This is a genomic window from Azospirillum sp. A29 (assembly GCF_042604625.1).
Taxonomy (GTDB): domain Bacteria; phylum Pseudomonadota; class Alphaproteobacteria; order Azospirillales; family Azospirillaceae; genus Azospirillum; species Azospirillum palustre.
The window spans coordinates 2235885-2257374 of record NZ_CP170466.1; the positions used below are offsets into that span (position 1 = coordinate 2235885).

Annotated in this window: 19 protein-coding genes; 10 read left to right on the forward strand and 9 right to left on the reverse strand. The window is 68.2% G+C overall.

All coding sequences use genetic code 11. The features are described 5' to 3' along the window. Positions 1–109: 109 nt before the first annotated feature. Positions 110–781, reverse strand: coding sequence for an NnrU family protein (locus ABNQ38_RS25625; RefSeq protein WP_377808674.1), 672 nt, complete (start codon positions 779–781; stop codon positions 110–112). Between the two features lie 135 nt (positions 782–916). Here ABNQ38_RS25625 and ABNQ38_RS25630 point away from each other — a divergent pair, with 135 nt between their 5' ends. The 3 genes from ABNQ38_RS25630 to ABNQ38_RS25640 all read left to right on the forward strand — a co-directional run bounded on the left by ABNQ38_RS25630 (position 917) and on the right by ABNQ38_RS25640 (position 3079). Continuing rightward, a complete protein-coding gene (locus ABNQ38_RS25630; RefSeq protein ID WP_377808675.1) occupies positions 917–1555 on the forward strand; it encodes a DedA family protein in 639 nt (212 codons plus the stop codon). 148 nt (positions 1556–1703) lie between these two features. Continuing rightward, positions 1704–2297, forward strand: a complete 594-nt coding sequence (locus ABNQ38_RS25635) for a DUF4398 domain-containing protein (protein ID WP_377808676.1) — start codon at positions 1704–1706, stop codon at positions 2295–2297. Continuing rightward, on the forward strand, positions 2294–3079 hold the full coding sequence (locus ABNQ38_RS25640) for an OmpA family protein (protein WP_377808677.1): 786 nt from the start codon (positions 2294–2296) through the stop codon (positions 3077–3079). Before ABNQ38_RS25635 ends, ABNQ38_RS25640 begins: the two co-directional genes overlap by 4 nt. A gap of 88 nt (positions 3080–3167) precedes the next feature. Here the strand turns inward: ABNQ38_RS25640 and ABNQ38_RS25645 are convergent, their stop codons facing one another. Further along, positions 3168–4727: a phospholipase D-like domain-containing protein gene (locus ABNQ38_RS25645; protein WP_377808678.1), complete on the reverse strand. Its 1560-nt coding sequence runs from the start codon at positions 4725–4727 to the stop codon at positions 3168–3170. Positions 4728–5167: 440 nt separating this feature from the next. On the opposite strand from ABNQ38_RS25645, the gene ABNQ38_RS25650 reads away from it, so the two are divergent. Further along, on the forward strand, positions 5168–5575 hold the full coding sequence (locus ABNQ38_RS25650) for a hypothetical protein (protein ID WP_377808679.1): 408 nt from the start codon (positions 5168–5170) through the stop codon (positions 5573–5575). 174 nt (positions 5576–5749) lie between these two features. On the opposite strand, the gene ABNQ38_RS25655 is transcribed toward ABNQ38_RS25650, so the two are convergent. Both ABNQ38_RS25655 and ABNQ38_RS25660 read right to left on the reverse strand, forming a co-directional pair. Beyond that, positions 5750–6493: a gamma-glutamyl-gamma-aminobutyrate hydrolase family protein gene (locus tag ABNQ38_RS25655; protein WP_377808680.1), complete on the reverse strand. Its 744-nt coding sequence runs from the start codon at positions 6491–6493 to the stop codon at positions 5750–5752. A 24-nt stretch (positions 6494–6517) separates the two neighbouring features. Beyond that, a complete protein-coding gene (locus ABNQ38_RS25660; protein WP_377808681.1) occupies positions 6518–7570 on the reverse strand; it encodes an amidoligase family protein in 1053 nt (350 codons plus the stop codon). 363 nt (positions 7571–7933) lie between these two features. Here ABNQ38_RS25660 and ABNQ38_RS25665 point away from each other — a divergent pair, with 363 nt between their 5' ends. Further along, positions 7934–11038 (forward strand): PAS domain-containing protein, encoded by a 3105-nt coding sequence (locus ABNQ38_RS25665; protein WP_377808682.1) that lies wholly within the window; start codon positions 7934–7936, stop codon positions 11036–11038. Between the two features lie 84 nt (positions 11039–11122). Here the strand turns inward: ABNQ38_RS25665 and acnA are convergent, their stop codons facing one another. Together acnA and ABNQ38_RS25675 are read right to left on the reverse strand one after the other, a co-directional pair. Continuing rightward, the gene (acnA, locus tag ABNQ38_RS25670) at positions 11123–13813 is read right to left on the reverse strand and encodes an aconitate hydratase AcnA (protein WP_377808683.1); all 2691 of its coding nucleotides are present in this window, start codon (positions 13811–13813) and stop codon (positions 11123–11125) included. Between the two features lie 364 nt (positions 13814–14177). After that, on the reverse strand, positions 14178–15221 hold the full coding sequence (locus tag ABNQ38_RS25675; RefSeq protein WP_377808684.1) for an SAM-dependent methyltransferase: 1044 nt from the start codon (positions 15219–15221) through the stop codon (positions 14178–14180). A 262-nt stretch (positions 15222–15483) separates the two neighbouring features. Here ABNQ38_RS25675 and ABNQ38_RS25680 point away from each other — a divergent pair, with 262 nt between their 5' ends. From ABNQ38_RS25680 to ABNQ38_RS25695, 4 genes are all read left to right on the forward strand, one after another. Next, the gene (locus ABNQ38_RS25680) at positions 15484–16086 is read left to right on the forward strand and encodes an NUDIX domain-containing protein (RefSeq protein WP_377808685.1); all 603 of its coding nucleotides are present in this window, start codon (positions 15484–15486) and stop codon (positions 16084–16086) included. 38 nt (positions 16087–16124) lie between these two features. Next, on the forward strand, positions 16125–16754 hold the full coding sequence (locus ABNQ38_RS25685) for a 3'-5' exonuclease (protein ID WP_377808686.1): 630 nt from the start codon (positions 16125–16127) through the stop codon (positions 16752–16754). A gap of 139 nt (positions 16755–16893) precedes the next feature. After that, complete coding sequence (locus ABNQ38_RS25690; RefSeq protein WP_098739117.1) at positions 16894–17178, forward strand: YciI family protein; 285 nt, start codon at positions 16894–16896, stop codon at positions 17176–17178. Positions 17179–17195: 17 nt separating this feature from the next. Next, positions 17196–17615: an EVE domain-containing protein gene (locus tag ABNQ38_RS25695; protein WP_377808687.1), complete on the forward strand. Its 420-nt coding sequence runs from the start codon at positions 17196–17198 to the stop codon at positions 17613–17615. 74 nt (positions 17616–17689) lie between these two features. Here ABNQ38_RS25695 and ABNQ38_RS25700 read toward each other — a convergent pair whose 3' ends face one another. Then, positions 17690–17914, reverse strand: a complete 225-nt coding sequence (locus tag ABNQ38_RS25700; protein ID WP_377808688.1) for a hypothetical protein — start codon at positions 17912–17914, stop codon at positions 17690–17692. Between the two features lie 414 nt (positions 17915–18328). Between ABNQ38_RS25700 and acs the strand changes: the two genes are divergently transcribed. Then, positions 18329–20269: an acetate--CoA ligase gene (acs, locus tag ABNQ38_RS25705; protein WP_377808689.1), complete on the forward strand. Its 1941-nt coding sequence runs from the start codon at positions 18329–18331 to the stop codon at positions 20267–20269. A gap of 88 nt (positions 20270–20357) precedes the next feature. Here acs and ABNQ38_RS25710 read toward each other — a convergent pair whose 3' ends face one another. Beyond that, positions 20358–20852: a hypothetical protein gene (locus tag ABNQ38_RS25710; RefSeq protein WP_377808690.1), complete on the reverse strand. Its 495-nt coding sequence runs from the start codon at positions 20850–20852 to the stop codon at positions 20358–20360. Next, the gene (locus ABNQ38_RS25715; protein WP_377808692.1) at positions 20849–21388 is read right to left on the reverse strand and encodes a hypothetical protein; all 540 of its coding nucleotides are present in this window, start codon (positions 21386–21388) and stop codon (positions 20849–20851) included. The genes ABNQ38_RS25710 and ABNQ38_RS25715 overlap by 4 nt, the downstream gene beginning before the upstream one ends. Positions 21389–21490: the final 102 nt, after the last annotated feature.

Genomic DNA, 21490 nt, shown 5'->3' on the forward strand with positions numbered 1-21490 from the left:
CAATGGCGGGGGGAGCAATGGCAAGAGCCACAGGGGCGGAGGTCAGGCTGGGCGAGGTAGGCGGTACTCCTGTCCCGTCCTCAACAGATGCGCCGGTCCGCCGTCCCGCTCAACCTACCCAGTAGAGTGGATCCACCCCGAAGAGCAGGGGGTGCAGCATCAGCATTCCACCATAAGCGGCAAGCCCGCCGATCAGTCTTGCCGGTCCCATCTCCGCCAGTCCGCGCAGCGCTCCGCGCCAGCCCTGCGGCCCGGTCAGCGGCAAAAGCGAGGTCTCGTCCCGGTAGGCGCGGCCGGTGGGGCTGCGGCGCAGCACGATCTCGTTCTTCACCAGGGCGAACAGGGCGATGGCCGCCATGGTGCCGAACAGCAGCACGCGGCGCCCGTCGCTGGTGGCGTTCAGGTGCGCGCATGCCCACAGCAGCAGCGCCAGGCTGCCCGGCGCGCGGGTCAGGCGGTAGATGCCGCGGGGCGGGTTCGGCGCACCCTGGCTGCCGAAGCGGGTGGTGACGCGGGCGACCAGCAGCAGGAAGACGACGGGCATCGCCACCGCCACCAGCGGGGCGGCCCAATCGAAGGGCGTGAACACCACATCCCCGCCGTCGGCGGCGCGGTAGGCCAGCACGAACAGGGCCAGCGTCAGCAGCGAGCCGACGGAATGGATCGTCACGAAGCCGCCGCGGCCGAGCCGGGCGATCAGGGCGGGCCGCACCCCCGGCCAGGACGGCAGGGCATGGCTGAGGAACAGCAGGGCGGCGGCGAGGGCGAGGGATGCGGTCATGATGGAGACACTGAACCGTGTACGAACGGCCTTTGCCTTGATTGGGGTCAAGGGGATGGAAAAACGGGGAACGCCGGCAAGGTCCGCACGGTTCACTGAAGACGGCTTTCTTCTCCCCGACCCCCCGTGGACCCAATGACCGAGTGGATCATCCAGATCGTGCAGCAGTTCGGCTATCTCGGCATCTTCCTGATGCTGATCCTGGCCCGCGTGCTGCCGCCGGTGCCGGCGGAGACGGTGATCCCGCTGGCCGGCATGGGGGCCGCGACGGGGGAGTTCAACCTGCTGCTGGTGGCGCTGGCCGCCGGGGCGGGGTCCGCGGTAGGGGAGCTGGTGTGGTACCTGCCGGCCCACTGGATGGGGCGCGAGCGGTTCGAAGCCTTCCTCCGCCGCCATGGCCATTGGCTGACGGTGAAGCCCGAGCAGGTTCACCGCGCCACCGAATGGTTCGCCCGGCGTGGTGGCGTCGCCGTTCTGCTGTGCCAGCCTCTCCCGGGGCTGCGCACGCTGATCTCGGTTCCCGCCGGGGCCTGCGGGCTGCCGATGGCGGTGTTCCTGCTCTATGCCGCCGCCGGGGCGGCGCTGTGGTCGCTGGTGCTGGCCGGCACCGGCTATCTGGTGCGGGTCGGGTTTCCCTGGATCGCCGACTGGATGGTGCCGGGGGCGCTGGTGCTGTTCATCGTCCTGCTGGCCGCCTATGTGCTGCGGCTGGTCCGCCACCGGCGTGACAACCGCCGGGCGGAGCGTGACGGGATTTCGCGCAGCGGCGGCTGAACCGGCGCGGAACCTTCGCCCCGGCTGGTGCGTTTGAGGCGCGAGACGTCCCGAAAGGACATGGCCGAACGAGCGTGGCTTAACAGGACACGCTCTTGGCCCGCCCCCGGTTTCCGGCGTGAAGCCCGACTCGAAAGGAACCGACCAGATGACCCGCAAATCCGCAATGACGAACCGGTGGCGAGCCGCCGCCGTGTTGTCGGCGGCGCTCGGCATGGCCGCCTGCGCCTCCGACGTGCCGCCGCCCACCGCCCAGCTCGGCGCCGCGTCCCAGGCGGTGCAGGAGGCCGAGCGCGCCAACGCCCTGCAATACGCCCCGGTGGCGTTGCAGAGCGCCCGCGACAAGCTGGCCTCCGCCGACAAAGCCATGCGCGCCGACGAGCGCACCCGCGCCCGCCGCCTCGCCGAGGAGGCCCGCGTCGATGCCGAACTGGCGACGGTGACCTCGCAACGCGCGGTGACTCAGCAGGCCGCCACCGCGGTGGCCAAGTCCGCGATCCCCAACAACCCGCGGTCGGCCGCCGCGCCGAACGTGGCGCCGGTCTACAGCGGGTCGACGCTCGGCACCACGCCGTCCGGCGGGTCCGGCTATGGCGGTTCCGGGATGAGCGGTTCCAGCTATCCGGCTCCGTCCGCCGTTCCGCCGGCCCCGGCCGGTTCTCTCGGCACGGTGGGCGGTTCGGGTGTCGGGGCCAGCGCCGGCAACAGCTGGGGCTACAGCTATCCGGAGGTGCGTCAATGACCGCGTTCGCTTCCCGCAGAATCCCCGTTCTCTCGGGCCTCGTCCTCGCGGGTCTCGGCCTCGGGCTGGCCGGTTGCGCCACCCAGCCCACCGACAGCGCCGCCCTGACCCAGGCGCGGCAGGATTACAGCCTCGCCGCCGCCAACCCGCAGGTCGCCGGCAACGCCCCGCTTCAGCTGCGCGACGCCGAGACGGCCCTGCGCCGTGCCGAGGCGATGCGCGACCAGGGCGCCGATGCGGCCGAGGTCGATCACCAAGCCTACATCGTCAGCCGCCGGGTGCAGATCGCCCAGGAGACGGCCGGGGTGAAGGGCGCCCAGACCGTGGTCGCCAACGCCGACACCTACCGCCTCCAGGCCCGCAACACCGAGCTGGAGCAGCAGCTGCGCGACCTCCAGGCGCAGCGGACCGAGCGCGGTCTGGTCATGACGCTGGGCGACATCCTGTTCGCCACCGGCCGGGCGGAACTGACCCCCGGCGCCTATGAGCGCATCGACCGGCTCGCCCAGTTCCTGCAATCCCAGCCCGGCCGCACCATCCGGATCGAGGGCCACACCGACAGCACCGGCAGCGACACCACCAACCTGCGCCTGTCGGAAGCCCGCGCCAACTCCGTCCGCGATGCCCTGGCGATGCGCGGCGTCTCGCCGTCGCGCATCGTCACCCAGGGCATGGGCGAGGCGCAGCCCGTGGCCGCCAACACCACGGACGCCGGCCGCCAGCAGAACCGCCGCGTCGAGATCGTCATCTCCGACGACGGCCGCGTCGCGGAGACGCGGTAAGTCCAGGCATGGAAATCCCCTCTCCCGCCGCGGGAGAGGGGATTTCGGAAAGCGGGCCCGCTCCCTGCGTGACGGTCGGTCGTGACGGTCAGCCGCGCGCGGGGCGGGCTTTCTCGCGTCCGCTCCGGATCGCGCCCCAGACTCCGGCGGCCAGCCCGACCGTCAGCAGAGCGGCGGTGGCGGCGCGCAGGGCGGAGCGCGGCTGCGGCGGCAGACGCTTCCACGGTGCCCAGGCCTCGTTCGGGTCGTCGGGGTCGGCGATGCGCAGGGCGGCGAAAGCCTGTTCGGTCAGGCTGGGATCGCTGGCGGGCAGTTCGGCCAGCCGGCGGCCGGACTGCGGGCAGAGCCGGTCGATGGCGGCGATGACGCTCCCGGCCGCTTGGATTTCTGCCTCAAGCCGGGTCTGGTCGATGCCCATATGCTCGGCCAGCAAGCGGTTGCGCACACCCATGATCGCAGCCTCCGCGCTGGTCCGCTCTGGCCCGTCCTCCTGCGGCGCCTCGATGGTCAGGTCGCATTCGCTGTCGTAGCCCATCGAGCGGTTGTTCAGGTTGGACGAGCCGATGCGCAGCAGCCGGCCGTCCACAGCCACCACCTTGGAATGGACGATCACCGACCCGCCGCCCTCCGTCACCGGGGTCAGGACGCGCAGCCGGCCAAAGCGGTCGGCTTCGCGCAGGCAGCGCAAGGCCACCGAGCGCGGCGTGTCCATCGCCATGCGGTCGAACCAGCTCGGGCTTTCCATCGACACCACCAGTACCACCTCCGGCCCGTCGGGTTCGGCCAGCCGTCGGGCCAGCGCCTCGGCGACGCGGGCGGAGGCGAAGTACTGGTTTTCCAGATAGATGGTGCGTTCGGCGGCAGCGATGGCGGCGAAGGTCAGCGCCTCGCTCTCGCGGATCGCCGGCCGCTCGCCGATTTCCGGCACGGTGCGGGAGATGCCGATCCGTGCGTCGGTCAGGATCGGGCTGGTGCAGTCGGGCAGGGGGCAGTCCGGCCAGGGATCCTGATCGGCCCGGTCGGTGTCGGGCGACGGGCAGGGCTCCAGCACCTCGCCGGTGGCGCAACGCCAGCGCTCCCTTGCCAGTTCGGACAGGGCACGGGCGGCATCGCCGTCGACCATCATCATCACATCGTGGCGCGGGCCATAGGGCTCGCCGTTCGGGCAGCGGCGGCGCGGATCGTCGTCGCGATGCTCCGGCGTATCCCAGCGGTCGAAGGAGAAGTCTATCCCACCGCAGAAGGCCAGGGCATCGTCGATCACCAGCAGCTTTTGGTGTTGGGCGGCGCCGACCGGCAGTTCCCCGTCGAGCCGGGCATTCAGCCGGTGGCCGGTGCTGCGGTCCAGCCGCTCCAGCGGCTCATGCGGATGGTCGAGCGCGATGGGAAAGGGCATGTCCCATTTCAGCGCCCGCACATGCAGCCCGGGCCGCGACCGCATCAGCCGGGAGAAGAAGCGGCCCAGCGTCTCATGGCTTTCGGGATCCAGGCACATGCGCGGGTCGATGTCCCAGCCGACCAGCAGGATCGACCGCTTCGCCTGTTCCATGGCGGCGCGGGCGGCAACGAAGTAATCGGCGCCGTCGACCAGCACCGCCACCCGCCCGGCGCGCTCGGTCCGCCAGCAGGTCAAACCGGGACGGAGCACCGGGTCGGAGGTTCCGATGGCACTGGAAGGCTCGGGGGGCATCGGGGTCGTTGCGGAAAGATGGGGGGCGGACTGTCGGATGGCATCCTGGGAGGCGTCGGGCACGGCTGGAACCCTCATTGAAAACGCGTCGGGAGGCTTTGCGCGGACCATCCGCCTCGCGGCTTGAACCCTATGGCTCGCCTGTTGTTCCCGCCTCGCCGGCTGTGCGTCGGTGGCTCGCCGAAGGAACCCGCTGGGCGCGTTATTGCCCCTCTTTTGTCTGCCTTTTCCAAAAAAAGAGCGTGCGGCGACCGAGATCATGCCCCGATTGCCCTGTTCTAGACCCATGAAAGACAAGGACGCCCTGTCCGGACGCCGGTTGCGGCTCCAGACACGGCGTCGGTCCCGTTCCGAAGACGCCCAAATGCGAGGCGTTGCCACCATGAAGGAGTTCGAGGATGCGTAACCTGATGATCGGTGCTGTTTCGGCAGTTCTCCTGATGGCCGGTCCGGCCATGGCGCAGACCGCTCAGCAAGCCAACCCCGGCGCCCTCAAGGGCAGCGGCGCATACCAAACCGCCCCGAGCAGCACCACCAACGTCGGACCGGACGGCATCGTCCACACCCCGCCGGGCGCCACCACCTCGCCGTCGGCCGGCTCCACGACCGGCGGCTCGGGTTCGACCGGCACCACCGGCACCATGTCGGGCTCCTCGACCTCGCCGGTGCCGGGTGTGACCACCGCGCCGTCGGGCATGGGCAACAACACCGGCAGCAATGTTCCGCGCGACAACCAGACCGCCACCGGCACCCACTGCCCGCCGGGCACCCCGAACTGCGGCCCGGACAACGGCGGCAGCCAGTAACATTCCCCTTGCGGCAACAGCGCGGGCGCCCCGGAGCCATCCCTCCGGCGGCGCCCGCGTCGTTTCCGGTCTCGTGATCTGTCCAAACCGGGTTTGCAACGGGGTAACGTTGCGCAGACGGAATCCGCCCGTGAAGATCAGTTTGAGTCGAAGATCAGTCTCAGGCTGCGGGTATCAGCCGGATGCGCGGACCGACCGGCGGGACGGAACCTCCACCAATTCGTCCAGCGGCGCGGTTCCGGCGGCGGTGGCGACCAGACGGCGGAACAGCGCCTGCTGCCGGCTGTCGGCGACCAGATATTCCGGATGCCACTGCACGCCGATCATGAAGGGCTCGTTCGGCGCCTCGATTCCCTGAACGACGCCGGCGCGTTCGCGGGCGACCACGCGCAGACCGTCGCCGACCCGGTCCACCGACTGGTGGTGCAGGGCATTCACGCGGCATTCGGCGATGCCGAGGATGCGGTAGAGCTTGCTGTCCGGTGCGATCCGGATGCGCTTGCGCGGCAACACGGTGCGCATGTGCGGCGCTTCGTCATAGACCTCGTGGATGTCGACGTGGAGCGAGCCGCCGCGGTGGACATTGATCATCTGAGAGCCGCGGCAGATGCCCAGCACCGGCAGTCCGATCTTGGCGGCGCAGTCCAGCGCCAGCATTTCCAGCCGGTCGCGTTCGGGATCGATGCGGATTTGCGGGCGGGCGGATTCGCCGTAGAGCGACGCGTCGATGTCGTCGCCGCCGCCGACGACCAGCGCGTCCAGCCGGTCGATGGGGAAGGGGGACTCGGCGGTGATGCGGACCGACGATGCACCGGCCCGCCACAGGGCAAGCCGGTTGGCCATGGCGGCGATGCGGCTGCCATGGATCGAGGCGGTGATGCCGACCAGCGGCCGGGACCTGCCGACGATGGCTGCCATGGAAAACTCCCTCAGAAAACTCCCTCAGCCGGCCTGACGGGCGGGATCGTCGACCCCATCGACCCCATCGACATGTCCGGCCCTGTCTGCCCCAGCGTCCGCCCCGGCGCCGTGAATTCCCGGATTGACGGTCAGCATGGCGTCGATGCGCTCGGCCCAGCCGTCGAGCTGCTGCGCTTCGGCTGCCCGGCGGTACTCGGTGCCGAGGCCGTCCAGCAGGGCGCGGTCGGCGGCCAGCCGCTCCACCGCCACCCAGCGGTTCCAGTCGGCGGCAAGCGACCAGTTGGGGTCGCTCAGCCGCGCGTTCGGCAGCCGGTAATGGAAGGTCGGGCGCGGGCGGACATGCGGATCTTCCATCGCCGCGGCCAGACGGTCGCGGTCGAGATGGGCGAAAAGCGGGAACAGGTCCAGCTCGCGGTTGCGGGTTGGGTTGTCGGCCAGATAATCGTCGATCAGCCCGCCCAGGTTGGGACGATAGCCGGGATCGACGACCTTGGCGGCATAGGGCGTCGGGAAGGCGGCGATGAAACCGGACAGGCGCCGGGTGACATCGACCCGGATCTCCCGCCGCAGCCAGGGGGCCAGCAGCAGGAAGGCCTTCAGTATGTCCAGCAGGTAATCGCCATCGGTCCGCGCCACCTCCGGATTGAAATGCAGGCCGAAGGCGAACAGCGGGCTGGCCTCCGTCCCGACGGCGCCCAGCGCGCGCAGGCGGGCGACCATCTCCTCCAACTCCGGCATCTGCTCCACCGTCACCGGCGGGGCGGCGATTTCGAAGGGCATCACCAAACTGCCGATGTTGCCCCACAGCGGCCGCAGCGGGTCGAGGATCGCCGCACCCCCCTTGCCCTTGTGGGCGGAGCGCATGTCCAGTTCGACCGTGAAATCGCCGAGCCGCGTCTCCGTCACCAGACATCGGTGCGGGTTCTCGACGGTGACGGTGCCGCCGAACAGCCGGTGCACGCAGGCTGCGGCCGAGGGCGCGTCCAGATCGGCGAATTCAAGTTCCACCCCCACGCGGCGCGGCGTGCCCTGGGACGTGGTGCGGAGCGGGGGGAGAAGGAAGGGTGTGGTCATTGCAAGGCTTCAACAGCCCACCCCGCAGCCTGTTCCATCGATGGATCCAAGTCGGAATTCCAGTTGCATGAAAAGTCCTTGAGCACTGCAACGACGCGAATTCAAGCAGGCTGCGGAACATATCCCTTTCGACCATAACCACTCGATGGTGGTACGTTTTGGTTTTTGATGTAAATGCTCTGCAGTTGGCGGCAAATTGGGAGAGGATAACAGCCCTTCGATCGGGTTCCCCCCTCTGTTCCGGCCCATTCTTTTCTAAATTAACCGGCGCTTAACCATAAGTGCGTTAGCGATAGGCATGCCGCAGGCTGGTGCATCCATCGTTCCATCCGGTCGGCTTTGCGGAGGAGCCTCGTCTACGCCATGACCCTTCTGGCACGCCTCTTCATCCTGGTCCTGCTCGCGGTCCTGCCGGCGATCGGCATCCAGATCTACAGCGTGCTCGAACAGCGGGCGGAGCGCGAAGGCGAGGTGACGCTCCAGGCCGAACGGCTTCTCCGGCAGGTCGAAAGCGAGCATTTCCGTCTTATCGACAGCGCCCGCCTGATGGTCACCGCCGTGACCGAGGCGCACTTCCTGCGCCGGGGCGAGATCGACAACTGCCAGAGCTATCTGGAGCGGCTGGCGACCCGTTCCGCCGACTACCGCACCCTGTCGATTACCGATACCGAGGGGCGCATCCTGTGCAGTGCCGATCCGTCGCGCATCGGTGCCTCTCTGAGCGTCCAGCCGCATTTCCGCCGGGCGATGACGCAGGGCCGTTTCGCCGTCGGCGAATGGACGATCACCCATTCCGGCTCCGACGGCGGCGAACTGCCGGTCGCCGCTCCCTATTCGGACAGCAACGGCCGGCGGGCCGGCGTGGTTGCCCTGTCGCTCGACGTGCCGCGGCTGACCGCCCTCTTCGCCTCCCGTCCGATGCCGGACAACACCACCCTGACCGTCGCCGACCGCTCCGGCACCATCCTGGTGAAGTTGCCGGGCACCCAGGGCCGCGCCGGCGAACGGCTGCCGGACAGCTATCTGGGGCTTCTGGCGGAACGGGAAGCCGGCGTGACCATGCTGCCCGGACTGGACGGCGTGTCGCGCATCCTTGCTTTCTCCCCGCCGTCCGCCGGCATCCGCGACCTGTTCATCAGCATCGGCGTCGACCGTGGCGCCGCCATGGGCGCGGTCGACCGCGCCACCCGGGACGGGCTGCTGATGACGCTGTCCGGCTTCCTGGTCGCCGCCGCCGCCGCCTGGATCGGCGGCACCCTGTTCATCCGCCGTCCGGTCGATGCGCTGGTTTCCGCCGCCCGCGACTGGAGCGAGGGCAAGACCGCCACCCGGGTCAAACTGTCCGACCGCTCGTCGGAGATCGGCCAGCTCGGCTACGCCTTCGACATGATGGCTGAACGTCTGGAAGCGCGCGAAGCGGCGCTGCGCCAGTCGGAAAGCCACATCCGTGCCGTGCTGGACGCGCTGCCGGCCTATGTCGGCGTGCTGACGCCGGACGGGGCGGTGGCCCAGGTCAACCGCGCCGCCGCCGATGCCGCCGGACTGCCGCCTGCCCGCATCGTCGGCCGTCCCTTCGACGAGATCTGCTGGCTGTCCTTCGACGAGGCCGGGCGGGAACGGCTGCGGCAGGCGCTGGCGCTGGGCGCCGGCGGACGGTCCTCCCGCTTCGATGCCGGGCTGCGCGTCGCCACCGGCCGGGACACCGCTCCGCGGGAGATGACGGTGGACGTCAACCTGACCCCGATGGTCGATGCCGACGGGCATGTCACCCACCTGATCGCCACCGGCATCGACATCACCGAACGCAAGCGCACCGAGGAGGCGCTGCGCGTCGCCGAGGAGCGCGTGCGCACCGGCCTGCGCAATTCCGGCGTGGTGGTGCTCAACCAGGACCGCGACCTGCGCTACACCTGGGCGCATTCGGAATGGCTCGGCTTTTCTCCCGACGCGCTGATCGGCCGTATCGACGCCGACCTGTGCAGCCAGCGCGAGGATGCGGACGGCATGATGGCGCTGAAGCGCCGGGTGATGGAAAGCGGCGCCGGCGCGCGGGAAGAGGTGCGCATCCGCTGCAAGGGCGAGGATCGCTTCTTCGACCTGACCATCGACCCGCTGCTCGATCCTTCCGGCCGTGTGGAGGGCGTCACCTGCGCCGCCGTCGAGGTCACCGACCGCAAGAAGGCTGAGGCCGAACTGCGCCGTGCGCGGGAGGAGGCCGATCAGGCCAACGACGGCAAGTCCAAGTTCCTCGCCGCCGCCAGCCACGACCTGCGCCAGCCGGTGCAGTCGCTCTATCTCTTCACCGCGGCACTGAGCGACCGCTTGCAGGGCCATGCGGCGCTGCCGATCCTCGACAACATCCGCCAGGGGCTGGACACGCTGAAGAGCCTGCTGGACGGTCTCCTGGACATGTCGCGGCTGGAATCCGGCAAGATCGTCGCCACGCCGGTCGAGGTGCGGCTGAACCAGATGCTCGGCCGGCTGGTCGCCGAATACGGCCCGCGCGCCGCCCAGAAGGGGCTGGAACTGCGCGCCGTGCCGACCCGGGCCTGGGTCCGCACCGATCCGGCCCATCTGGAGCGCATCCTGCGCAACCTCGTGGAAAACGCGCTTCGCTACACCACCAGGGGCAAGGTGCTGCTGGGCTGCCGCCGGACGCCGTCCGGCATGCGGGTGGAGGTGTGGGACACCGGCGCCGGCATCCCCGCCGACCGGCTGGAGGACATCTTCGAGGAGTTCACCCAGCTGGGCGAACGCAGCGAACGCGGCCTCGGCCTGGGGCTGGCCATCGTCAAGCGGCTGTCGCGGCTGCTCGGCCATCCGGTGACGGTGCGCTCGTGGGAGGGCAAGGGGTCGGTCTTCGCGGTCGAGCTGCCGCGGGTGATCCTGGGCAACCCGCGTCCGGCCAGCGGCACTGCCGCTGCCGCCGCGACGCTCGCGCGCCGGTCCGTCGCCAACGATGCCGCGGCCGCCAACGACCGCGGACAGGCGATCAGCGCCATCGCCAACGCCTTCGGCGGCGGGCGAAGCGCAGGCGGGACGACCAGGACGATTGCCGCGCCGGCTGCGGTTGCAACCGGCGCCGGGGCCGGGGCCGCCAAGGGCATGGTGCTGGTGATCGACGACGAGGCGATCATCCTTCTCGGCCTCAAGGCGATCCTGGAAGGCTGGGGCTATGACGTGCTGACCGCCAAGTCGGGCGATCAGGCGCTGGAGCGGTTGCGCGCCGACGGCCGCTGCCCGCAGATCGTGCTGGCCGACTACCAGCTCCAGCAGGGCCGCACCGGTCCGGAGGCGGTGTGCGCCGTCCAGACCATGCTGGGCCAGTCGGTTCCCGGCATCATCCTGACCGGCGACACCAGCTCCGAACGCCAGGAGGAGGCCGAGCGCCGCGGCTTCCGCATCCTGCACAAGCCGGTCTTCCCCAACGACCTCCGCCGCATGATGGCGAGCGCCGGGGCGGCGTGAGACGCCGGCTTCGGTTGCACTGACAGGAAAAAGGGCCGCTCCCCACCGGGAAGCGGCCCTTGTCCCATCCGCACTCCGGCAGCCTTACTTCGCCAGATTGCGCAGCACGAAGTTCAGCACGCCGCCGTTCCGGTAATATTCCACCTCTTCCAGCGTATCGATGCGCAGCAGCAGCGGGTGGGTCTCCACCGTGCCGTCTGCGCGGGTCAAGGTCAGGGTGACGTCCTTGCGCGGGCGCAGGTCCTGTTCGATGCCGGCGATGTCGAAGCGTTCCGACCCGTCCAGCTTCAGGTCGTTGCGGGTCAGGCCGTCCTTGAGCTGCAAGGGCAGGATGCCCATCCCGACGAGGTTGGAGCGGTGGATGCGCTCGAAGCTCTCGGCGATCACCGCGCGGATGCCCAGCAGCCGGGTGCCCTTCGCCGCCCAGTCGCGGCTCGATCCCGTGCCGTATTCCTTGCCGGCGACCACCACCAGCGGCACGCCTTCGTCGGCGTAGCGCATGGCGGCGGTGTAGATCGGCAGCCGTTCGCCCGACGGGTAATGCCTGGTCTCGCCGCCTTCGACGCCGGGGATCAGCTCGTTGCGGATGCGGATGTTGGCGAAGGTGCCGCGCATCATGACTTCATGGTTGCCGCGGCGGGCGCCGTAGCTGTTGAAGTCCTGCGGACGGACCTGATAGCTCAGCAGATACTCGCCGGCCGGGCTGGTCTTCTTGATCGAGCCGGCGGGGGAGATGTGGTCGGTGGTGATGGAATCGCCCAGCACCGCCAGCGCCCGCGCGCCGCGCACGTCCGACACCGGGTCCGGCGTCTTGGTCAGGCCGGTGAAGAAGGGCGGCAGCTTCACATAGGTGGAGCCGTCCTGCCACTGGTAGGTCTGACCTTCCGCCGTGGCGATGGCCTGCCACTGCTCCGGCCCCTTGAAGACGTCGGAATAGCGGCTGCGGAACATCTCGGCGGTCAGCGAGGCGTCAATGGCGTCCTGCACCTCGCGGTTGCTCGGCCAGATGTCCTTCAGATAAACCGGCTGGCCGTCGCTGCCGGTGCCGAGGGGATCGGTGGTCAGGTCGATGTTCAGGTTGCCGGCCAGCGCATAAGCGACGCAGAGCGGCGGCGAGGCGAGGTAGTTGGCGCGTGTGTGCGGGTTGACGCGGCCCTCGAAGTTGCGGTTGCCCGACAGCACGGCGCCGACCACGAGGTTGCCCTCCTCCACCGCCGCGGCGATGGCGTCGGGCAGCGGGCCGGAATTGCCGATGCAGGTGGTGCAGCCGTAGCCGACGATGTTGAAGCCGATCTGATCCAGATAGGGCTGCAACCCGGCCTTGGCGAGATAGTCGGTGACCACCTGGGAGCCCGGCGCCAGCGAGGTCTTGACCCACGGCTTCTGCGTCAGCCCCTTTTCGACCGCCTTCTTGGCCAGCAGGCCGGCGGCGACCAGCACCGCCGGGTTGGAGGTGTTGGTGCAGGATGTGATAGCGGCGATGACGACGGCGCCCTGTTCCAGGCTGTAGCCGGCGCCCTTCACCGCAACCGCCTTCTTCGGATCGTCGGCCTTGTAGGCCTCGCTCATGTCCTTGGCGAAGCCCTGCGCCACCGCCGACAGCGGCACGCGGTCCTGCGGACGCTTCGGACCGGCCAGCGACGGCTCCACCGTGCCCATGTCCAGTTCGAGCACGTCGGTGAAGACCGGGTCGGGGCTGTTCGGCTCGCGCCACATGCCCTGGGCCTTGGCGTAGGCCTCGACCAGCGCCACGCGGTCGGGATCGCGGCCGGTGAAGGTCAGGTAGCGGATGGTCTCGGCGTCGATCGGGAAGATGCCGCAGGTGGCGCCATATTCCGGCGCCATGTTGCCGATGGTGGCGCGGTCGGGCAGCGTCATGCTGTCCAGGCCCGGCCCGAAGAACTCGACGAACTTGCCGACTACGCCCTTCTTGCGCAGCATCTGGGTGACGGTCAGCACCAGATCGGTGGCGGTCATGCCCTCTTTCAGCCGGCCGGTCAGCTTGAAGCCGACGACCTCCGGGATCAGCATGGAGATCGGCTGGCCCAGCATTGCGGCCTCCGCCTCGATGCCGCCGACGCCCCAGCCCAGCACGGACAGGCCGTTGACCATGGTGGTGTGGCTGTCGGTGCCGACCAGCGTGTCGGGATAGGCCACCGGCTTGCCCGACGGGTCGCCGTCGGTCCACACCACCTGCGCCAGATATTCGGTGTTGACCTGATGGCAGATGCCGGTGCCCGGCGGCACGACGCGGAAATTGTCGAAGGCCTTCTGGCCCCAGCGCAGGAACTCGTAGCGTTCCAGGTTGCGCTCGAACTCCAGATCGACGTTCTTCTGGAAGGCGTCGGCGCCGCCGAAGTAATCGACCATCACCGAATGGTCGATGACCAGATCGACCGGCACCAGCGGGTTGATCTTCGTCGGATCGCCGCCCAGCGACGCCATCGCTTCCCGCATCGCCGCCAGATCGCAGACCGCCGGCACGCCGGTGAAGTCCTGCATCAGCACGCGGGCGGGGCGATAGGCGATTTCACGGTCGGACCGCTTGTCGACCAGCCATTGGGCCACCGCCTTCACGTCGTCGACGGAGACGGTGCGCCCATCCTCGAAGCGCAGCAGGTTTTCCAGCAGCACCTTCATCGAGAACGGCAGCCGCGACAGATCGCCGAGACCCGCCTCCTCGGCGGCCTTCAGGCTGAAATAGTCGTAGCTCTTGCCGCCTGCGCTGAGCGAGCGGCGGGTCTTGAGCGAATCCTGACCGGTGAAGGTGGTCACGGGAAGCCTCCTTAATTCTTGAATTGGGGCCTTTGGGTCGGGCATGCGCCTTGATCGGCGCTTGGGAGAGCGCTTCGGTTACGGTCCAGGTGATGACGGTCCGCAGGACGAGCGGTCAAAGGACCTGAGGATCATCCAAAGGACTGAGACAGCCGTGCCGGCGCCTGCACGTCATCCAGGCAAGATGTAGGGCGGGGTCCCGGCAGATCAAACGCATGGCTTCAAGAAAGCACGAGCATAGGTGTGGATGCCGGGCGCGGTGCCGCGACCTCCCTTGCGGTCGGTAGCAGTCCATTTCCCTCGATCATCATATGACGGCTCGGAGGATTCTTTCTTTACTCATATGAACATTGGGCGCGCCATGTCACGCCGGCTTCATCGCCACGTAGCGGACGAAACGCAACCCGCTGCCCAGCACCCGCAACCGTGCCCACCACAGTGCCAGTTCGCGCTTCAGCGCGGCCAGCACCGGTGCCGGCGGCGCGGCGGTAGCCAACGTGTCGGCCAGCTTGCGCACGCGGTCGACGATATGGCGGCGGTGCAGCTGGGTCAGATCCTCCGAAATGCGGAGGTCGAGGTTGCGCTGGGTCAGTTCGTCGGCCATGCGGGTTGCGGTCCAGGGATAGACCTCCATCGGCTCCTCCTCCCGCCAGCCGTTCCAGCTGTCCCACGAGCCGGGGGTGCCGTCGATCACATAGTCGTACAGCGCGATGCCGCCCTTGGGCTTCACGCAGTCGCCGAGCCGGTCGAGGAACATGTCCTTGTCGCGCACGCGGTGGAGGATGCGGTCGGCCATCACGAGGTCGAAGCTGCCGGCCTGGTTGAAATGGTCCGGGTCGTAATGGGCGATGGGCGCCTTCTTTGACAGGCCCAGCGCCTTCGACCGGTCCATCGCCAGCTTCGCCAGCAGCGGCGACGCCTCCAGTCCGGTCACCCAGGTGTCGCAGCTTTGCACCAGCGCGCGGGCGGTGCCGCCCAGGCCGGCCGACAGGTCCAGCACGCTCTTGGCCGGGTTCAGCCCGAAGGACCGGACGGAATCGACCATCCATGCCGCTTCCTCAGGCCCGGTCATGTCCTGGCCCCACAGAAGCTGCGCCCCCTCGCTGCGCGCCGCCGACCAGACCGGCTCGCCGTGACGGTCGAGTTGCATCAACGCCAGCCGGTCCAGTTCCGGGTTGCCGGTGGGCAGGGCCGGCAGTGCGATTGCGCCCGACGGCGCTGGAGGTGTGGCGCTGCCGACCGCATCGACCGGGCCGGGCTGCCGGCGGCCCACCAGAGCGCGTGGGTCGGCCCGGTTCGAAATGCGGGGCAGGCGGGACAGGTCGTAACCTTCCCACCACGCAGCCAAACGGATGCGCCAGTCGGGGTTACGCCACCTCTCCAAATCCTGCGGACTGATCTGCGGCACCACGCATCTGCCCTTTCCAGGTCAAGCGGCGGATCACCAATCTACCACTTTTGGGTATAGCCACGACATTCGGCACCGTGATTTAGAATTAGGTTGGCCTGATTTGTCTGTCAAGAAACCATTATTTAACGATTTCGACTTCGTTTTCGCCAATTGTCGGAAAATTTTACCGGTTTTTGTCTGTCCGCCCGCTCTGTGCGGCCATTGCGGCAGCCGGGGCGCCTCCCTATACTCCCGTCGCAACCGACGAAGGGGGCTTCGCGTGCCGATCGAAACCGGTGAGTCCACCGGCAATCCCTGGACCGTGCTGACCAGCACGACGAAATATGAGAATGCCTGGATGGAGGTGGTCGAACACAAGGTTCTGACCCCGAAGGGCTCTCCCGGCATCTACGGCGTCGTTCATCCCCGCAGTCTTGCCACCGGCGTGGTGCCGGTCCATGCCGACGGCACGGTGACCCTGGTCGGCCAGTACCGCTTCCCCTTGAAGCAATACAGCTGGGAAATCCCCGAGGGCGGCGGGCGCAAGGGCGTCGAGCCGCAGGAATCCGCCGCGCGCGAGCTGCGCGAGGAAACCGGCCTGACGGCGCGGCGCTGGATGCCGTTGATGACGCTGCACCTGTCCAACTGCATCACCGACGAGGTGGCCCACACCTTCGTCGCCTGGGATATGGAGCAGGGCGAGTCCGCCCCCGACGAGACCGAGGTGCTGGCCGTGCGCCGCGTGCCCTTCGTCGAGGTGATCGACATGGTGCTGGCCGGCGCCATCACCGACGCCATGGCGGTGGCCAGCCTGCTGAAGCTGCGGGTGCTGGCGGCGGAAGACGCGCTGCCCGAGGATCTCGCCGGCATTCTCCGCCTCTGACCTGCCGGCGATTTGAACCGCCAACAAATCGGACCTCAATGACCGTCATTTCCGGCCACGCCGTCGCCATCGATTTCGAAACCGCCAACGAGACCCGCACCAGCGCCTGCTCCATCGGCGTCGCCTGGATCGAGAACGGCCGCGTGACCGGGACGGAAGAGCATCTGATCCGTCCGCGCGAACCGCGCTTCAACCCCTTCAACAGCGCCATCCACGGCATCCGGGAAGAGGATGTGGCCGACGCGCCCGAATTCCCGGAGGTGTGGGCGAGCCTGCGGGAGCGGGTGCAGGGCCGGCTGATCCTGGCCCACAACGCCGCCTTCGACGTCAGCGTGCTGCGCCATACCCTGACCGACTATGGCTTGGACCTACCGGCCTGCGACTACCTCTGCACCGTCATGATGGCGCGCCGGGCCTGGCCGACCCTGACCGGACACCGCCTGAACCATCTGGCCGATTTCCTGGGGATCGCGCTTCACCACCACCATGCCGGCAGCGACGCCGAGGCCTGCGGCCGCATCGCGCTGGCCGCGGCGCTGGAGATGGGGCTGGGCGGCTTCGGCGAGATCGAAAGCACCGGCATCCGCCTGGGCCGTATCGCCCCCGGCGGCTATTCCCCCTGCAAGGGCGGCAAGACGCCGCCGCGCCGCCCGCGCGTGGTGGCGTGACCGGCAAGCTTCAGCCGACGCTTTCCCCCCAGCTTCCCCTGCGTTCAAATTTTTGCGATCGGCTTTGCGCTTCAAATCGATTCCGATTTTTCGCGATCCGATCTAGGCTCCCGCTCCACCGTGTGAAGGAGCGAACCGCATGCTGTTCATGTTCCATTGCGTCGACAAGGCGGGTGCCGCCGATGTCCGCGCCGCCAACCGTACCGAGCATCTGGCCTATCTGGAAGCCAATGCCGCCCGCATCTTCGCCGCCGGCCCGCTGCTGTCTGACGACCAGAGCGGCATGGTCGGCAGCCTGTTGATCGTCGAGTGCGCCGATGCCGCCGCCGCGCAGGCCTTTGCCGACGGCGACCCCTATGCCAAGGCCGGCCTGTTCGACAGCGTGACGATCCGGCCCTGGCGCCGCGTCTACCCCAAGGCCTGAGCGGGAGAGCGCTGGCGATGGCCTACTGGCTGGTGAAATCCGAGCCGTTCAAATATTCCTGGGACCGCATGGTCGCCGATGGCCGGACCCATTGGGACGGGGTGCGCAATTACCAGGCGTCCAACAATCTGAAGGCGATGGAGGTGGGCGACCGCGCCTTCTTCTATCACTCCAACGAAGGGCTGGAGATCGTCGGCATCGTCGAGATCGTCCGCACCTATTATCCGGACCCCAGCGACGAGGCCGGCCGCTTCGGCATGGTCGACGTGGCGCCTGTGATGCCGGTGAAGACGCCCGTCACGCTGAAGCAGATCAAGGCCGATCCGGAACTTCAGTCGATGGCGCTGGTGCGTCAGTCGCGGCTGTCGGTCTGCCCGGTCACCGACGAGGAATGGGCGCGGGTGTGCGATCTGGCAGGGGTCGGCGTACCGGCTTGAAGAGCGGAGCGGGGCGACGACGGCCCCGCTCTCCGCCGCCCGGTTCTTTGCTACCCAGCTCTTTACTGAAAGACCTACTCGGCCGCTTCCTGCATCGCCGCGTGGAAGTCGTTGGTCGCCTGCAGCATGCGGCGGGCGATGTCCGCCATGCCGGCGGCCGAGATGGCGCCGACGGGGCCAGCGAGCGTGCGCAGCGTGGCGTCGATGGCCATCAGGCTGGTGCGGTCGGCCATTCCGGCGAGACGGTCGCTGCGGTCGCCGGCTTTCGGAAGATCGTCCGCGTTCGTGGTGCTGGGCATTGCGATCCTTGCCGCCGCTGATCGTTACCGTAATGCAGCAAGTCTATAGCTGCCGGCGGGTTAAGGTCGGGTTAAGCAAGGGATCGTCCGTTACAGGACAGACATCCCCGCACGCTGCCCTTCATGCTGCGCCGCGGCGCGGCGGATGGTCGCGGAGCCGGACCGCTGCCCTTCCGGCCCGGTTGGCGGCGCGGTCACGGAGGCCTTGGCATGCCTCGGTATGCTTGGGGAAGAAACAGTCTCGCGCTGCAAAATCAGCGACACAATCCTCCTTTGGTCGGGGGGCCTGCGGGGGCCGATTTGCTTGTTCGTCCCGCAACTTGTGTGGATAATGCCGCTCAATTCCGGGCGGCGGCCCGCCGCCCTCCAATCATCTTCCGGCCAATTCGGAAGCACCACGGGGGAATCGCACTCATGACCGACAACAGCTTCTTTCCGGTGAAGCCCGAGATCGCGGCCGCCGCCCACGTGAATGCGGAAGCCTACGCCCGCATGTACGAGCAGTCGGTCAAGGACCCCGAGGCGTTCTGGGGCGAGCAGGGCAAGCGGCTCGACTGGATCCAGCCCTACAGCAAGGTGAAGGACGTCAACTTCAACGACGACGTCCATATCCGCTGGTTCTACGACGGCACGCTGAACGTGTCGGCCAACTGCATCGACCGCCATCTGGCGACCCGCGGCGACCAGACCGCGATCCTGTTCGAAGGCGACGACCCCGGCGTTTCCAAGGCCATCACCTACAAGGAATTGCACGAGAAGGTCTGCCGTCTCGCCAACGTGCTGAAGAAGAACGGCGTCAAGAAGGGCGACCGCGTCACCATCTATCTGCCGATGATCCCGGAGGCCGCCTATGCGATGCTGGCCTGCACCCGCATCGGCGCCATCCACTCCATCGTCTTCGGCGGCTTCTCGCCCGACAGCCTGAAGGACCGCATCGTCGATTGCGACAGCCATTTCGTCATTACCTCCGACGAGGGTCTGCGCGGCGGCCGCAAGGTGCCGCTGAAGGCCAACGCCGACAAGGCGGTGGCCGGCGCGCCGACGGTCAAGCATGTGCTGGTGGTCAAGCACACCGGCGGCAACGTCGCCTGGACCGAGGGCCGCGACCTCTGGTACCACGAGGAGATGGAGAGCGTCTCCGCCGACTGCCCGCCGGAGGAGATGAACGCCGAGGATCCGCTGTTCATCCTCTACACCTCCGGCTCGACCGGCAAGCCGAAGGGTGTGCTGCACACCACCGGCGGCTATCTCGTCTATGCGTCGATGACCCACCAGTATGTCTTCGACTACAAGGACGGCGAGGTCTACTGGTGCACGGCCGACGTGGGCTGGGTCACCGGCCACAGCTACATCGTCTATGGCCCGCTCGCCAACGGCGCCACCACGCTGATGTTCGAAGGTATCCCCACATATCCGGACGTCTCGCGCTTCTGGCAGGTCATCGACAAGCACAAGGTCAACATCTTCTACACCGCCCCGACCGCCATCCGCTCGCTGATGCGTGAAGGCGAGGGCCCGGTGAAGAAGACCTCGCGCGCGAGCCTGCGCGTGCTGGGTTCGGTCGGCGAGCCGATCAATCCGGAAGCGTGGCTGTGGTACTACAATGTGGTCGGCGACGCCCGCTGCCCGATCGTCGACACCTGGTGGCAGACGGAAACCGGCGGCATCCTGATCAGCCCGCTGGTCGGCGCCATCGGCCAGAAGCCGGGCTCCGCGACCAAGCCGTTCTTCGGCGTCCAGCCGGTCGTCGTCGACAACGAAGGCCAGATCCTGGAAGGCGAGACCGAGGGCAACCTCTGCATCGCCGATGCTTGGCCCGGCATGATGCGCACGGTCTATGGCGACCACGAGCGCTTCATCCAGACCTACTTCTCGACCTTCGCCGGCAAGTACTTCACCGGTGACGGCTGCCGCCGCGACGCCGACGGCTATTACTGGATCACCGGCCGCGTCGACGACGTCATCAACGTGTCCGGCCACCGCATGGGCACCGCCGAGGTCGAGAGCGCGCTGGTCGCCCACCCGAAGGTCGCCGAGGCCGCGGTCGTCGGCTATCCGCACGACCTGAAGGGCCAGGGCATCTACGCCTACGTCACGCTGAACGCCGGCGAGACGCCGACCGAGGAGCTGCGCAAGGAACTGGTCGCCTGGGTCCGCAAGGAGATCGGCCCGATCGCCTCGCCCGACCTGATCCAGTGGGCTCCCGGCCTGCCGAAGACCCGTTCGGGCAAGATCATGCGCCGCATCCTGCGCAAGATCGCCGCGAACGAGCATGACAGCCTGGGCGACACCTCGACGCTCGCCGATCCGGGCGTGGTGACCGACCTGATCGACAACCGCATGAACAACGCCTGACGGCAGGTTCATGGGAAAGGGGCGCTCCGGTGGGGCGCCCTTTTTTTCTTTGTCGTGTCAGGCCCTTGCCCCAACGGCACGACCATCCTCAACGCTCCGGCAGCACCAGCGGGACAGCGGGGGAGATGGTGAAGGCGGTGGGGGAGGGGTGGCGCTCGACGATCCGCTTGCGGGCGTCTTCCGCACTTTCCGCGGCAATGGCGTAGGTGCGGATGCCGGTCCAGGGGGCGGTGGCATCCAGCGCCTCCACCGCGACATACCACAGCGGGCCGCTGGACCGGGCGACGCGGTCGACGCAATAGAACTCCATCGGCGTCAGGGCGGCATCGTCGGTGACGGCCGACTGCAACGACAAAATCTCGCCCTCCATCTCCGCCGCCTCGCGGTGCAGGCCGGCGAGGGTTTCCTCCGCCTCCACCCGGCGGACCGAGGCGAGCTTGGCGTAGTTGGCGTAGACGTTCAGCCTCTCCTTCAGCGCGGTCAACTTCTCCGATTGGCGGCGGGCGCGGATGCCGAGGATGCGCTCGGCCAGCACGCCGATGACCAAGCTGGTGACGGCTCCCAGAAGCCAGACGGGGCTCATAGTGCGGAGGCTCCGGCAACAGCGTCTTCGTCCGCCTCCTCGCTGGAGACGGTGACGCCCACCCCCTCGTGAAAGATGTTGCGGGTCAGCATCTGGGCGGCGGCAAAGTCGGAGGCCCAGACCTGCGCCTCGTTCCCGAAGCGCCAGATGGCCGGGTGGACCACGGCCTTGGCATCGGGCCGGGCGGCGAAGCCCGGGGTCATCGCCAGACGGAAGGTGAAATGGTTGCGCCCCGGCTCAGGCCGGCCGATCTCGTGGATGAAGCGGCGCGCTGCGGCGGTGCGCTTTCCGCTGCGGCGGTTGAGGATCAGCTTGTCGGTCGACAGCTCCACTAGCCTTGCCTTCGTCGCCTCGATTTCGGCCTGCATGGCCTCCAGCTCGTTGGCCTGGAGTTCCAGCGCGTCGCGTTCGGCGGTCAGGGCGGCGCCGCAGCGGCGGATTTCCCGGTCCGTCCGCAGGATCAGGCCGCGGCGGATGCCCAGAAACAGCAGGGTGGCGCCGATGCTGAACAGCGCCAGCAGCATTTCCGACGTCATATGCGCCCGCTCCGCAAACCATTCGGCATTGGGGGAGTTGTAGCGCAATCCGCTTGGGCACGCATCACAAGCAAGTGCCTTACGGATCTAAAAAACGGCGCC

Bases quoted from the DNA above. Each gene is read 5' to 3' on its own strand.
- ABNQ38_RS25655 (WP_377808680.1), bottom strand. From the start codon at position 6,493: ATGGCAGCCATCGTCGGCAGGTCCCGGCCGCTGGTCGGCATCACCGCC.
- ABNQ38_RS25650 (WP_377808679.1), top strand. From the start codon at position 5,168: ATGCGTAACCTGATGATCGGTGCTGTTTCGGCAGTTCTCCTGATGGCC.
- acs (WP_377808689.1), top strand. From the start codon at position 18,329: ATGACCGACAACAGCTTCTTTCCGGTGAAGCCCGAGATCGCGGCCGCC.
- ABNQ38_RS25695 (WP_377808687.1), top strand. From the start codon at position 17,196: ATGGCCTACTGGCTGGTGAAATCCGAGCCGTTCAAATATTCCTGGGAC.
- ABNQ38_RS25660 (WP_377808681.1), bottom strand. From the start codon at position 7,570: ATGACCACACCCTTCCTTCTCCCCCCGCTCCGCACCACGTCCCAGGGC.
- ABNQ38_RS25625 (WP_377808674.1), bottom strand. From the start codon at position 781: ATGACCGCATCCCTCGCCCTCGCCGCCGCCCTGCTGTTCCTCAGCCAT.
- ABNQ38_RS25665 (WP_377808682.1), top strand. From the start codon at position 7,934: ATGACCCTTCTGGCACGCCTCTTCATCCTGGTCCTGCTCGCGGTCCTG.
- ABNQ38_RS25690 (WP_098739117.1), top strand. From the start codon at position 16,894: ATGCTGTTCATGTTCCATTGCGTCGACAAGGCGGGTGCCGCCGATGTC.
- ABNQ38_RS25685 (WP_377808686.1), top strand. From the start codon at position 16,125: ATGACCGTCATTTCCGGCCACGCCGTCGCCATCGATTTCGAAACCGCC.
- ABNQ38_RS25715 (WP_377808692.1), bottom strand. From the start codon at position 21,388: ATGACGTCGGAAATGCTGCTGGCGCTGTTCAGCATCGGCGCCACCCTG.
- ABNQ38_RS25700 (WP_377808688.1), bottom strand. From the start codon at position 17,914: ATGCCCAGCACCACGAACGCGGACGATCTTCCGAAAGCCGGCGACCGC.
- ABNQ38_RS25635 (WP_377808676.1), top strand. From the start codon at position 1,704: ATGACCCGCAAATCCGCAATGACGAACCGGTGGCGAGCCGCCGCCGTG.
- ABNQ38_RS25710 (WP_377808690.1), bottom strand. From the start codon at position 20,852: ATGAGCCCCGTCTGGCTTCTGGGAGCCGTCACCAGCTTGGTCATCGGC.
- ABNQ38_RS25640 (WP_377808677.1), top strand. From the start codon at position 2,294: ATGACCGCGTTCGCTTCCCGCAGAATCCCCGTTCTCTCGGGCCTCGTC.
- ABNQ38_RS25630 (WP_377808675.1), top strand. From the start codon at position 917: ATGACCGAGTGGATCATCCAGATCGTGCAGCAGTTCGGCTATCTCGGC.